The 12983-nt window shown below is 35.3% G+C and carries 13 protein-coding genes; 6 read left to right on the top strand and 7 right to left on the bottom strand.

From position 1 onward, the window contains the following. Positions 1-30: 30 nt before the first annotated feature. The 3 genes from ACFQ18_RS11650 to ACFQ18_RS11640 all read right to left on the bottom strand — a co-directional run bounded on the left by ACFQ18_RS11650 (position 31) and on the right by ACFQ18_RS11640 (position 1930). The gene (locus ACFQ18_RS11650) at positions 31-510 is read right to left on the bottom strand and encodes a DUF2306 domain-containing protein (protein ID WP_047184357.1); all 480 of its coding nucleotides are present in this window, start codon (positions 508-510) and stop codon (positions 31-33) included. 199 nt (positions 511-709) lie between these two features. Next, positions 710-1141: a hypothetical protein gene (locus tag ACFQ18_RS11645; protein ID WP_047184358.1), complete on the bottom strand. Its 432-nt coding sequence runs from the start codon at positions 1139-1141 to the stop codon at positions 710-712. 12 nt (positions 1142-1153) lie between these two features. Beyond that, on the bottom strand, positions 1154-1930 hold the full coding sequence (locus ACFQ18_RS11640; protein WP_111014464.1) for a TatD family hydrolase: 777 nt from the start codon (positions 1928-1930) through the stop codon (positions 1154-1156). Between the two features lie 111 nt (positions 1931-2041). On the opposite strand from ACFQ18_RS11640, the gene ACFQ18_RS11635 reads away from it, so the two are divergent. Continuing rightward, on the top strand, positions 2042-3010 hold the full coding sequence (locus ACFQ18_RS11635) for a hypothetical protein (RefSeq protein ID WP_204798357.1): 969 nt from the start codon (positions 2042-2044) through the stop codon (positions 3008-3010). A 117-nt stretch (positions 3011-3127) separates the two neighbouring features. On the opposite strand, the gene wrbA is transcribed toward ACFQ18_RS11635, so the two are convergent. After that, a complete protein-coding gene (wrbA, locus tag ACFQ18_RS11630; RefSeq protein ID WP_047184397.1) occupies positions 3128-3739 on the bottom strand; it encodes an NAD(P)H:quinone oxidoreductase type IV in 612 nt (203 codons plus the stop codon). A 475-nt stretch (positions 3740-4214) separates the two neighbouring features. Between wrbA and ACFQ18_RS11625 the strand changes: the two genes are divergently transcribed. From ACFQ18_RS11625 to ACFQ18_RS11615, 3 genes are read left to right on the top strand one after another with little or no spacing between them, the layout of a single operon-like run. Further along, on the top strand, positions 4215-4592 hold the full coding sequence (locus ACFQ18_RS11625) for a GntR family transcriptional regulator (RefSeq protein ID WP_047184361.1): 378 nt from the start codon (positions 4215-4217) through the stop codon (positions 4590-4592). Further along, a complete protein-coding gene (locus tag ACFQ18_RS11620; RefSeq protein WP_204798355.1) occupies positions 4589-5473 on the top strand; it encodes an ATP-binding cassette domain-containing protein in 885 nt (294 codons plus the stop codon). Before ACFQ18_RS11625 ends, ACFQ18_RS11620 begins: the two co-directional genes overlap by 4 nt. Then, entirely contained in the window at positions 5457-6233 is a 777-nt protein-coding gene (locus tag ACFQ18_RS11615; protein ID WP_047184363.1) for a hypothetical protein, read from the top strand. Before ACFQ18_RS11620 ends, ACFQ18_RS11615 begins: the two co-directional genes overlap by 17 nt. Positions 6234-6397: 164 nt before the next feature. Here the strand turns inward: ACFQ18_RS11615 and ACFQ18_RS11610 are convergent, their stop codons facing one another. The 3 genes from ACFQ18_RS11610 to pepV all read right to left on the bottom strand — a co-directional run bounded on the left by ACFQ18_RS11610 (position 6398) and on the right by pepV (position 10673). Next, positions 6398-7234 (bottom strand): undecaprenyl-diphosphate phosphatase, encoded by an 837-nt coding sequence (locus ACFQ18_RS11610; protein ID WP_047184364.1) that lies wholly within the window; start codon positions 7232-7234, stop codon positions 6398-6400. Positions 7235-7429: 195 nt separating this feature from the next. Then, complete coding sequence (locus ACFQ18_RS11605; RefSeq protein ID WP_047184365.1) at positions 7430-9241, bottom strand: M3 family oligoendopeptidase; 1812 nt, start codon at positions 9239-9241, stop codon at positions 7430-7432. 19 nt (positions 9242-9260) lie between these two features. After that, positions 9261-10673 carry a dipeptidase PepV gene (gene pepV, locus ACFQ18_RS11600; protein WP_060668764.1) on the bottom strand — a complete coding sequence of 471 codons (1413 nt, stop codon included), beginning with the start codon at positions 10671-10673 and terminating at the stop codon, positions 9261-9263. A gap of 189 nt (positions 10674-10862) precedes the next feature. Between pepV and ACFQ18_RS11595 the strand changes: the two genes are divergently transcribed. Continuing rightward, entirely contained in the window at positions 10863-11525 is a 663-nt protein-coding gene (locus ACFQ18_RS11595; protein WP_047184367.1) for a biosynthetic peptidoglycan transglycosylase, read from the top strand. Between the two features lie 80 nt (positions 11526-11605). Next, positions 11606-12625, top strand: a complete 1020-nt coding sequence (locus ACFQ18_RS11590; protein ID WP_145523722.1) for a DUF3231 family protein — start codon at positions 11606-11608, stop codon at positions 12623-12625. The last annotated feature ends 358 nt before the right edge of the window (positions 12626-12983 follow it).

The raw sequence follows: 12983 nt of genomic DNA, 5'->3' as shown, positions 1-12983 counted from the left end.
CCTTACGGGTTTCATGAAGAAAAGTTTCAGTTATTTGATCATTTTTCTAGGCTTTGGCCCATATTTCTTACCTACCATAACTATAAAAGGTGTTCCAATGATGGTCGGTAAAAACCAGAAAATAAGAACAGGAAATTCATTTAAGTATGGAATCTTATGTATATTAACTACTAACGTTGCTGTAACTATTCCAATATAAGAACCTAGCATTCCACCTAAATGTATCGATAACCATTTTTTCGATTTCTTCTTTTTAACAGACAGGAAACCCATTAAAGCTAAACTATAAGAAAACAAAGCAATGTAGAATAGATACTGGCTCTCTTCCCAGTTTATTATAGACATGAAAATAGCTGTTAAAAATACACCGATGTAGGACAAATGATAAATTTGTCCAAATCTCGTATGTTTTCCTCTTCTTTTTTTAGCAATCATGGCGAATACACCCGTTATTAAACAAAGAATACCAGTTAGAATATGGATGACTAGTAAAGTATCCATCATGCACATCACTTCCGATCATCTCTTTTTAAGGTGCAAATGATTATTTTAAACAATCATATCCTCCCTTATCTAACTTCCCAGTATTAATCTTGATTAATATGTTTTAAATTCCAATGGAAGGCAAGCCTAATCAGAAAACCAAAATGAAACCTTACAACTATCTCTTTGTTTTTGCTCATTTCATTCATCCCATTCATATAATTCTTTATTCACTCTCCACTAACAACATTCTAAACTTATTCGTCATCTTAGGAGAAGTATGATACACAACATCATCTGCTATGTAAACGAACGTGCTTACTTCATCTTCCTTTCCTAACCATAAATGCAAACCATGAGTTGGGAATTCACCGTTAGATGACTTATATTCAACCATTACATCATACTCAGGTTCAGAAACAACCTTCTCTCCCGGCTGCTCTACTGCAGTTCGAATAGCCGTTTCAAAGATATTCAAAGATTTTTGATCCTTAAACGAATATATAATATCCTCGTTCATACCACCTAACCCTTTTGATTCTGAGACCTTAACTTCTACAACTTTTTCATCTAATAAAGTCATCGTCTCATCATGTTGTGAGCTGCATCCCATTAATGATAAAAAGGATATAAAAATGATTGAAAAGATTGGCTTCAACATGCTTCCCCCTTAGAATCCATAATATTGCTTTGTGTTATTTAATACTTTTTCTGCAACTTCTATTTCTGAAAGACTTTTTAATCTTGCTATAGTGGATATAGATTGTTTGATCATAGTTGGCTCTGTTTTCTTATCTACGAATGGGCCTTCGAATTTCCAAGGACCATCTGTCTCCACCATCATTTGATCAATGGGATAAATTTGAACTAGCCTCTGAATTTTTTCTTTATATACGACCTCTGGAGTAACGGAGATATAGTAGCCATTTTCAATCATTCTAGCAATAGTAGCTTCATCCCCTTTAAACCAATGAAAATGTGCTTTGGTTACAGAATACTTCTCTAAAAGATCACAAACAATCGGAGCGTCGTCGTAAACAGCATGTATAACCATTGGCTTATCCCACTCTTTTGCCAGTTTAACAAATACTTCAAGCAATTCAGCATATAACTGAAATTCTTTTTCGGAAACTTTTCCTTCCTTACTCAAGTAATATGGCAGGCCTACCTCACCAATTGCAATCATTACATCTTTATGCTTCTTCATCCATTTAATTAAGCTCTCCAATTCTTGCTCATTTGGTGGCCGTTGCTCTGGATGAAACCCAAATGCAGCTTTCACTTTCCGATTATTCAAAGATAACTGGAGATTTTTCTTACATGAGTTAAGATTAGTAGATACGGATACCAATGCCTCTAAAAACTCTAGATTAAGTATTTGATTTATTTCATATTGATTATAGAAATCTAAGTGAATATGAGCATCGATGATCTTCAAACGTTTCACTTCCTATTTTCCATATTGTACCTATTATAATACTTTTTGGAATACTATTTACAATAGTTATAAAATAAGTAATATACATATAAGAGAATTTAATAGTTAAAGGAGACAAATATGAAGAACAACAAAAAGGGGTTTATATGGTCAAGGTTATTTGCCTTTCTCGCATTTATATTCTTATTAATTACGATTTACGGAAACTGGTTAGAACATAAGGAATTCATGGAAGAAGCAAATAACAACATCGTTGAAATGAAGGTCATACGAAAATTTGCAGTAGTTAATCTTTTAGAGGGGCCAGAATTTTCCATTCAAATAGAAGCAATCCCTGAAAGCCATGTTCCCACAAAATACAATTCCTCCATGATAAGAGTAAGTCAGGATTTTTTTGAAAGAGCAGAGGTTGGCGATTCCATTGCTGGCTTTGAAGCGGATGGGGAGTTTTATTTAGAAAGCCATTTAAAAGAAGAGATTCATATATTTTACATTTTATTAATGATCTTTAGCCTTTATCCAGCTGGCTATATTCTATATTGGATGATGAAAATTAAGCCCATTCGAGAAGGATTCGGGATAATAGCTAAAGTATTACACTTAGAAAAGGTTGGAAATTTTATAATAACCTTTGTTATATTTGGAGGAATCGTTGCAACTTTGTTTTACTTCTCCTTTACTGAAGGAAAAGATGCATTGGAAAATGGCTACGAAAGATTTTTCGGAGACAATCATGCAGAAGCTAATGCACTTATATTGGATAAAGATGTTGATTTAAATTCGTCTTTACATGGAGACCATGAATATTACATTTCGTTAATGTATCGACCAGCTAATCAGGATGAAAGCATATTTATCGCTAAGGGAGTTACTTGGCCCACTTATAACAGATATACAGATTCTATACCAATCATTTATAACGTGGATAACCCGTACCAAGTTTTCGTTAAAGACATAACCTTTTGGGATATCGTGGAAATAATGATGACGGATACTGTCCTTATAGGCACTATTGCTATAATATTGGGTATTTTATTAAGTCTTATCCCCTATTTTTTATGGAGAAAAAAGAAATACGGGCATTATTAGATTAAACGCATAGCCTATTGTATCATGAAAAATATTGTCGACATTTCCCGGGAAATGTCGACATTGGAATAAAAAAAGGTATTAGCTTTTATATCAGCTAACACCTTTTTTTATTCTTTATTGATTTCCTTTTTTAACCCATTCTGCAATAGTTACCGTACGCTTCGCTTGATGTTTAACAGCAGCTTCTACATCTTCCACCATTTTACCATCTTGATCGACTGTTACGCTTGTTCCGTATGGATTACCACCAGCACCAAACAATACAGGATCTGTATATCCAGGTGTCGCTATAATAGCTCCCCAATGCATCATAGAAGTGTAAAGAGATAGCAAGGTTGCTTCTTGACCACCATGTGGGTTCTGTGCAGAAGTCATCGCACTTACCACTTTATTTACTGTCTTCCCGTTTGCCCAAAGTCCGCCTTGAAGATCAATGAATTGTTTCATTTGAGATGCCATATTTCCAAATCGTGTAGGTACACTAAAGATGATTGCATCTGCCCATTCCAAGTCTTCTGAAGTTGCTACTGGCACATCTTTTGTAGCTTCTACTGTAGCTTTCCAACCTTCATTTGCTTCCACTACAGAATCTGGTGCTAACTCTTCAACTTTTAATAAACGAACTTCTGCACCTGTTGCTTCTGCTTCCTCTTTAGCCCATTTCGCCATTTGAAAGTTTGTTCCACCCATTGAATAAAATACTACTGCTAACTTAACATTTGACATATTTTCCATCTCCTTATCATTTTTTCTGAGAAATTTATCTAAAAATCCCATATTTACACCATCCTACCTATAATCAGATACGCTTTCGTTATCTTTAATTAACATATTATCATTTCATAAATACTTAATTCAACATATATGCTCATAAAAGAAGATTTCCATTAGTGGGGATTTATTCCTTCACTCCCACTGATGGTTATCGGACCTTTACAGGCAATAAGACTCCTACCTACCTTCTTTGTTTCCTCAGAAGCTTGAGGTGGGAGTATTCTTTCGATCCCCAACTCAAATATTCGTAGTGGAGAGCTCAAAGACTTTTCTTATTCTGTAGCTGCTTACGAAACTGGATAAGCCTAACCAATTTAATTGACGTACAAATTATTCTTGACCAGGGAAATAAATACCGATATAGTTATATACATAACTATATAACCATATTATCGTAAACAATAAGAAGGAATAGTAGGCGATAATCTTGAGAAAAACGTTTAATCAAGACAAACCAATTTATTTACAAGTGCGTGAACAAATTGAAGATCAAATTCTGAAACATCAACTAAAAGAAGGAGAACAAGCACCTTCAACCAATCAACTCGTTAACTTTTACAAAATTAACCACGTTACCGTATCAAAAGGTGTGAACCAGTTAGTTGATGAAGGTATTCTTTATAAAAAGAGAGGAATCGGTATGTTTGTAGCAGAAGGAGCGAGAGAAATGCTTATCCAAAAACGAAAAGAATCTTTTATGGAAGATTATGTGGTGAAGTTAGTTCATGAAGCGAATAAATTGGAAATCACAGAAAATGAAATCATTCAATTTATAAAAAATGTAAAGGAGCGTGAGGCGGAATGAATATAAAAGTGGATCAATTAAGTTTACATTTTGAAAATCATAAGGCATTGGAGGATATAACATTTGAAATAAATGAAAAGAAATTATACGGATTACTTGGTCGAAATGGTGCAGGTAAAACATCTCTTCTATCTATTATTGCTTCCTTTCGTGAACCAACATCGGGATCGGTTACAATCAATGGGGAAGTTCCTTTTGAAAATGCCAAAATCATGCAGCATGTTGCCTTTCTTTATGATAAGGATTATAAAGATGAATCAGACAATATAAAAGAGTTGTTACAAGGTATACAGCGATACCGACCTAATTTTGATATGCAATATGCAGAGTATTTAATCCAACAATTTAAACTTGATACGAAAAAGCCTATTAACAAGTTTTCCAAAGGTATGCAATCTGCTGTTAATGTCGTCGTCGGGTTAGCAAGTAGAACTCCAATAACGATATTTGATGAAGTCTACCTTGGTATGGATGCTCCGGCAAGAGATATCTTTTATAAGGAATTATTAAAAGACCAGGAAAATCATCCAAGAATTATTATCCTATCTACACACCTTGTCTCTGAAATGGATTACTTATTTGATGAAGTGATTTTCATAAACAAAGGAAAAATTTTATTACAAGAGGATTATGACTCACTCCTTTCAAAAGGGGCTACGATTACCGGAGATAGGGATTTAGTGGAGACATTTGTCCAATCGAAAATGCAACTTAACGAAGAACAATTAGGTCATACAAAGTCCGTCATGATATATGGTGAACTAACTAACCAGGAGAGAAAAATGGCAATGGAACAAGGTCTTGAAGTTGGACCAATATCCCTGCAAGATTTGTTCATTCATTTAACAGAGGAGGAAAACATCGATGAAAAACTTTCCTAAAGTGGCACGTGACATGTTTTGGGCGCAAATGATATGGACATTCGGATTTTTAGGTGTCATGTTTATCATTAACATTGTTAAAATCGTAATTAATCTTGTCCGGGGAACTGAAGCGGACGGCTATTATGCATCCGTGTTAATTGCTTCTAATATTTTTATGATTATCATTGGACTGCTAGCCATATACTTTCTTCCTTATTATGTAGAAAACGGGGTTACTAGAAAGGATTATTTTAAAGGGGCGCTTCTCGCTTCCGTTGGATTATCTCTTGCAATTCCGATTATCACAGCAATTATATCTATAGTTGAACAGTTTATTGTAACGACTTTACTAAACATAAACTTCCGTGGAATAGATATTATTAATGAAGTTGTATCGGATGTAGATGGTAATATTATTGGGGATTTGGTGCTGTCTGTTATTTTAACCCCATATGTAGATCCCGGAAGTAACTGGATTTTGGCTATAGGTGTTTTCAGTTTGCAACTCTTTATCTTTTACCTAATTGGTTGGTTCATTAGTGCAAGTTTCTACCGATTTGGTACCGTTACTGGTCTACTGTTTATTCTAGTAGCTATTATGATTAACTTGTTAAAAGATTATTTCCTTAGAATTTCACTAGGTTTACCTTTGTCTGATCGTTTTTCAACGTTGGACTCTCTTCCACAAGGGGTGACCGTCCTAGGATTATTGTTATTAATTGTTTTCACCGTCTGGATCATTCGTTTATTGACGAGAAAAGTTGCGATTAAAATGTAAGTCTTATTAGAAAAACAAATAGGAGCAACGAATACGTTGCTCCTTATTATTTGAACTTCTACCCTTTGATGGAAAACGTAATACAGCGTTTATTCCATTATATTACTACACAAAACAGACCCTAACTCCGCACAAAAATGATGAACGAAATCAGGGTCAGTCTATTAGAAATATAAAAAGTAAATAACAATTACTAAAATAATTCGATAAATCGCAAACGGAACTAATTTAACTTTATTAATTAATTTTAAGAAAAAGCGAATGGATACTAAGGCGAACACAAATGCACTAATAAACCCAACGATGAAAAATGGTAATGCCTCCAGTGTAAAGTATTCCCAGTTTTTTAATAATGACAAGAAACTTGCTCCAGCCATAATCGGAACAGCCATAATAAAAGTAAAATCAGATGCCGTACGGTGATTCATACCTAATAATACCCCACCAGAAATCGTTGCACCTGATCTAGAAAATCCAGGCCACAATGATAAACATTGAATCAACCCTACTGAAAAGGCTTGTTTATAACTAATTTGATCGACGGAAACGACCTTTGGATTTTTAGAACGAAATAAATCCGCTACAATCATAAAAATCGCACCGATAAGTAAACCAACTAAAACCGTTTTCGTCGTAAATAAATACTCATCAATGTAATCTTCAAATAGTAATCCAAAAATTCCTGCAGGTAACAAACCAACTATAATGTGTGTAAGTTTTAAATGTGGACCACTTTTAGCCTGTTCTTTTTTATTAAAAACCCGATTGAGTCCAAGTAAATCAATAAATCTATCTTTAAATACAACCACCACGGCTAAAATGGAACCGAGCTGGATAACAATTTTAAATGTATTAGCTGCATATTTCCCTAAAAAATCGGTAGACTTTAACCACATATCATCCACTAAAATCATATGACCGGTAGAGGACACTGGGGCAAATTCTGTTAATCCTTCCACCAACCCAAGTATGATGGCTTTTAGTAGTTCAATAAATTCCATGTTTAATCTCCTTACCTACATGTTTAATTCTTTAAATGCATGTTTCATAGTAAACGTTTATTCTAGTTTTGTAAATACCCTCTTCTTATACAATCTAAGTTACCAAATAGATTCCCTAAATTGTCTACCCGCTGCTTGCCTTCTATATGTTACTCAAATTAAGGTGCTCTGCAACGGGAGTAGCACCTTAATCCTCTACTTATTTTTTACTTCATTTGTCAATTCAATAAATTCCTCAACATCTTTTGCTGCTAGCTGAATTCCTGCTTCCCAGAAATCCCGTTTGGTTAGGTCAACACCCAAATGTTTTTCCGCCAAATCTTCCACCTTCATCGATCCTGTATCCCTTAATAAGGCGATATATTTATCCTCAAATCCTTCTGGTTGTTCTAAGTATTTCGCATAAATTCCCAAACTAAATAGATAACCAAATGTATACGGAAAATTGTAAAAAGGTACGTCATCAATAAAGAAGTGAAGCTTACTACACCAAAAATGGGGATGATAACTTGATAAACGATCACCATACGCTTCTTTTTGTGCTTGAACCATTAATTCATTTAGTCTTTTTTCAGAAACAATTCCTTTGGAGCGCTCCTCATAGAACGCATTTTCAAACAGGAACCTAGCATGGATATTCAAAAACATTGCCGTAGCATTTTCTAACTTAGAATTTAACAGGGAAATCTTTTCTACATCATTTTTGGCATTCTTTATCGTCGCATTCCCAATGATGGTTTCCGCAAATGTACTTGCCGTTTCTGCCACATTCATCGCATATTGACGATTTAAACTTGGAATATCCTTCATGACATCACTGTGGAAGGCATGTCCTAATTCATGAGCAAGGGTGCTCGTATCTGCTGGAGTCCCTGAGAATGTCATAAAAATCCGAGACTCTTCAAACTCTGGAAGACTCGTGCAATAACCTCCAGGACGTTTATTTGGCCTATCCTCTGCTTCTACCCAACGGCTTTCTAAAGCATGTTTCGCAAAACGAGATAGCTTAGGACCAAAGGATGCAAAGTTAGTAATAACAAACTCACATGCCTCATCATACGTAAAACGAGTTGGTTTCGCATCTTCAAGCGTAACCGGTGCATCCACATCCTGCCATCCTAATTTGTCCATCCCGAACAGAGTTGCCTTTTGGTTTAAAAAGTCGAGGAACGGTTGTTTATTATTAGCAACAGCAGACCACATCGCGTCTAAGGTTTCTTTAGACATCCGATTATACTCTAATGGCTCCTCTAGATGATCCTTTCGCCCATGTGCTTTTTGTAACGTTATTCGATAACCATCCAAATGATTAATCGTATCCGCAAAAATTGGAGCATACTTCGTCCAAGCAAGTTCCCATTCCTCGAAAATCTGCTTTCTTACTTGAGGATCGGGATCTGCATACATTCGATTCATAGCTTGTCCAACAGATAATTCCGTTACTTTTCCATCTTCATCTTTATAGGGAATTGTCATAATAGACACGGCCGTATCATAAAGACGACTCCAAGCTGCTAAACCATCTTTATTTAATTCAGCAATAATTTTTTCCTCTTCTTCTGATAAAAGGCGTTTTCCTTCATCACGCATTTCATTTAAGGTAAAGGATATTTCCTTTAACTCTTTATCATTCAAAAGCTTCTGCCAATCCTCATCTGAAATGTTTACCAGTTTTTTAGTAAAGGTTGTTGATAACTTTTGCACTTCACTAAACAAATCCATGATTTGTCCCATTACCACATTAGCATGTTCATCATCCATGTATGCGTCATGTGTCATTTGTACAAAGGTAGAAGATTGACCTAATCCCTTAGCAATCTTTTCACGTTTATTTAAAATATTTTTAAAGGTTGTAACGGACGGATCTTCTTGAAAATCCCAATCCCTTAATAACGTTTGATAAGCTTGAATATCTGTTTCAACCGATTTTATTTTTTTCTGCAATTCTTCTGATTTCGTACCACCAGGAAAAATACTTTCCAAATCCCATGTATCTGCGTATTTCATTTTTTCCTCTCCTTTCGTTTTATACCTTTGCCAGTTCATAAATAGCCTGTGCATAAATAGCTGTTGCTTTTAATAAATCATCCACGATGGCGTATTCATCTTTTTGGTGCATCACATCTTCACGTCCAGGAAATAATGCACCAAAGGCAACACCATGATCCAAGGCACGTGAATAAGTTCCTCCACCAATAGCAAGAAGTTCTGCTTTTTCCCCTGTTTGTTCCTCGTATACCCTCTGTAATGTTTGAATAAGTGGATCATCCTTCTTCACATAAGTTGGCTTAGAATCTGTAAAGTTTTCCATTTTTAGTTCATTTTTCTTTAAGGTTTCTTCTATTTTCGCTTTTCCTTTTTCTATATCAAATGTTACAGGATAGCGCATATTTAATCCAATATGGCCGCCCTTTTCTTTTGTATAATTCATGATTCCAACATTGATGGTTAACTCTCCCGATTCTTCATCTTGATAAGAAATGCCAAAAACTTCCCCACGCGATTGATTAAAGAAGGAAGAAATAGTTTCTACAAACTTTTTCCCTTGTGCGTCCAATCCTAAGCTTCGTAAAAATTTAGCCAAGAAAATACCAGCATTTTTCCCATTTCGTGGTTCAGCACCATGCGCACTTTTACCAACTAATGTCAAAGTGAGTTCATTCCCATTTGCAGAAACGTCTCCTTCTAACTCCCACTCCCTGAGATAGTTTCGATATTCCTGATCGATTTTTCCTAAATCAGAGTTCATTTGTACATGAACCTCTGCAAAATCTGGCACCATATTGTATCTACGGCCGGATTGAAATGATAGCAATTTAAAGTCGGCATTTGGAGTACTAGTACCGATATCTTGGACAATGTCATAATCAGAAATTCCCTTTTCCGCAAATATGATAGGAAAATCCGCATCAGGCACAAAGCCCATATCTGGCATTTCTTCTTCTGCAAAATAATGTTCCACACATCTCCAGTCACTTTCCTCATCTGTTCCAACAATTAAACGAACTCTTTTGTCCAGTGGCAGACCTAATTCTTTTACAATTTTCATTCCATAATATGCTGCAATCGTTGGTCCTTTATCATCACTAGAGCCTCGCGCATAAATCTTTCCATCTTTTATCACTGCACCATACGGATCGACACTCCAGCCATCTCCTTCTGGTACCACATCAACATGCCCTAAAATACCAATAAGTTTATCTCCTTGTCCCATTTCAAGATGACCTGCCAAATTGCCAACATTCTTTGTGATAAATCCATCTTTATTCCCCATATTCAGCATATATTCCAAAGCATCCTTAATCCCTTGCCCTAAAGGTGCTTCAGGGTTTTTATCGTTTTCATTCAACACACTTTTGATTCGTAAAAGTCCTTGTAAATCCTTTATAAAATCTTCTTTTCTTTTCAGCACTTCTTCCATCCAATTGATATGATTCATTTATCGTTCACTCCTTTGTTTCGACATTCAACTCCATTAGTTAAGTTTACCAAAAACAATGTTATTATAAGAGTTTACAATCTTCACTACTTTTTGTTAGAGAATAAGTTAAGTCATTCCGACCGTATCATTTATCAAGTTTCAGAACGTTGGTTATACTAAAATTATATATCAAAATAAGTTGAGGTAATGATAGTGAAATGGATAAAAAAACTATTCAAACTAGGAATCGCCCTTGTCATTCTTTTTGTAATAGCAATCGGTTTAATAGGTTACTTTCAATACAAAGAAGCTATTTCCGAAATACCTATCTCAGAAAAAGTAGAATCGGTTAAAAAAGTTGACAGCTTTGTACCATTGGGTGAAATTTCTCCTGATTTCACAGATGCGGTTGTCGCTGTAGAGGATCATCGTTTCTATGAACATGGTGCCTTTGATTTTATTTCACTCGTTCGCGCAGCCCTTGTCAATTTAAAAGCAAAGGAAATTAAAGAGGGTGGTAGCTCATTAACACAGCAAGTTGCTAAGAATCTTTACTTTAGTAATGAACAACATTTTATCCGTAAAGTAGCGGAACTTTTTGTTGCTTTTGACCTAGAAAGAATCTATAGCAAGGATGATATTTTAGAACTATACGTTAATATCATCTATTATGGAGAAGGTAATTACGGAATAAAAGAAGCAAGTACCTACTATTTTGGTAAATTACCTGTTGAACTTGATTATGATGAAGCAACTTTCTTGGCAGGTTTACCACAATCACCTAGTGTGTACGGTGCCAATATTAATTTGGCGAAACGGAGACAATCGGAAGTAATGGAGGCATTGTCTAATTATCGAATGGGAAAATAAGTGTTTCGTAAAAATACACTCATAATTTACTTCATTATAGTAGATAGTAAACATATCCTAACGCTTACAGGAGGATTTAAATGAATGGTGAAATGAATGCAAAGCTAACCTCTGCCGAAATTGCTTCACTTTGGACTGGGTACATGAATGATAGCATGGAAAAATGTATTTTAGGATTTATGCTAAAGCATATAGAAGATCCAGATATAAAACCTGTTGTTCAATATGCTTATGATATATCATCGAGTCATTTAAAACAGCTAGTTACCATTTTTAATAAAGAAGAATATGCTCTTCCTAATGGTTTTACCGAAGAAAAGGACGTTAACATGGATGCTCCTTGGCTCTATACTGGTTTATTTTGTTTAAGCTACGTGAACCATATGGCAAAAGTGGGCATGAAGGCTTATAGTGATTTTATTTCCTTGAGTTATAGAAAGGACATACGTAATTATTTTATAAAGGCATTATCAGAAATCACTACTCTCTTCGAACAATCGATTGATACTAGTCTTTTAAAAGGATTAAATGCTAGACATCCGTATATTCAAGTTCCAAAAGAAGTTGACTACATCGATAGTAAGAAGTATTTTAGTGGGTTAAATCCTTTTAGTGAAAAAAGGCCTCTAAATGCTGTTGAAATTACTTATTTGTATCAAAATGTTACAACTAACTCCGTAGGTATGAAACTATGCCTTTCTTTTGCTCAAACGTCGCCATTAAAAGAAGTACAGGATTTTATGATACGAGGAAGAGATATTTCGAAAAAACACATTAAGATTTTTGTAGATACATTAATGAAGGACGATATTGAAGCAGCACAGGTACCTGATGTAGGAATCAGCGACTCAACAACGCAAACATTCTCAGACAGATTAACGATGTTTCAAATGTCTCTTCTCATGTCTTCCGGAATAGGAAATTACGTCACTTCTACAGCCAAAAGCCAACGCAGTGACTTAGTGGTAAACTATGAACGTTTGTCCCTAGAAGTGTCTCGCTTTGCCAAAAGTGGAGCCGACATCATGATTGCAAACAATTGGTTAGAACAACCACCAGGAACTAAAAATAGAAATAAATTAGCAACCGACAAAGAATAAGGCTGTATCCATGATCAGTCTTATTTTTTGTTTAAATATGATGAGAACTTGCGTCTGGCCTCTAATATAAACGTCGAGTGCTGATATAATACCAGCTTTTGCTGATATCCCTCGCCGTGTGCTGATATAGTATCAAATTTTACTGATATCTCACGCCGTGTGCTGATATAGCTCCTACTTTTACTGATATCTCACGCCCGTGCTGATATAGCTCCTACTTTTACTGATATCTCTACCGAATACTGATATAGCTCCAACTTTTGCTGATATCCCATGCCATGTGCTGATATAGCTCCTACTTTTACTGATATCTCTACCGAATACTGATATAGCTCCAACTTTTGCTGATATCCCATGC

This window comes from Oceanobacillus caeni, from assembly GCF_042678465.1.
Lineage (GTDB): Bacteria > Bacillota > Bacilli > Bacillales > Amphibacillaceae > Oceanobacillus > Oceanobacillus caeni.
Note: the sequence above shows the minus strand (reverse complement) of the source record. Positions and strands in the feature narration are given on the sequence as shown.

Bases quoted from the DNA above. Each gene is read 5' to 3' on its own strand.
- ACFQ18_RS11650 (WP_047184357.1), bottom strand. From the start codon at position 510: ATGTGCATGATGGATACTTTACTAGTCATCCATATTCTAACTGGTATT.
- ACFQ18_RS11635 (WP_204798357.1), top strand. From the start codon at position 2,042: ATGAAGAACAACAAAAAGGGGTTTATATGGTCAAGGTTATTTGCCTTT.
- wrbA (WP_047184397.1), bottom strand. From the start codon at position 3,739: ATGTCAAATGTTAAGTTAGCAGTAGTATTTTATTCAATGGGTGGAACA.
- ACFQ18_RS11620 (WP_204798355.1), top strand. From the start codon at position 4,589: ATGAATATAAAAGTGGATCAATTAAGTTTACATTTTGAAAATCATAAG.
- ACFQ18_RS11615 (WP_047184363.1), top strand. From the start codon at position 5,457: ATGAAAAACTTTCCTAAAGTGGCACGTGACATGTTTTGGGCGCAAATG.
- ACFQ18_RS11610 (WP_047184364.1), bottom strand. From the start codon at position 7,234: ATGGAATTTATTGAACTACTAAAAGCCATCATACTTGGGTTGGTGGAA.
- ACFQ18_RS11605 (WP_047184365.1), bottom strand. From the start codon at position 9,241: ATGAAATACGCAGATACATGGGATTTGGAAAGTATTTTTCCTGGTGGT.
- pepV (WP_060668764.1), bottom strand. From the start codon at position 10,673: ATGAATCATATCAATTGGATGGAAGAAGTGCTGAAAAGAAAAGAAGAT.
- ACFQ18_RS11595 (WP_047184367.1), top strand. From the start codon at position 10,863: ATGATAGTGAAATGGATAAAAAAACTATTCAAACTAGGAATCGCCCTT.
- ACFQ18_RS11590 (WP_145523722.1), top strand. From the start codon at position 11,606: ATGAATGGTGAAATGAATGCAAAGCTAACCTCTGCCGAAATTGCTTCA.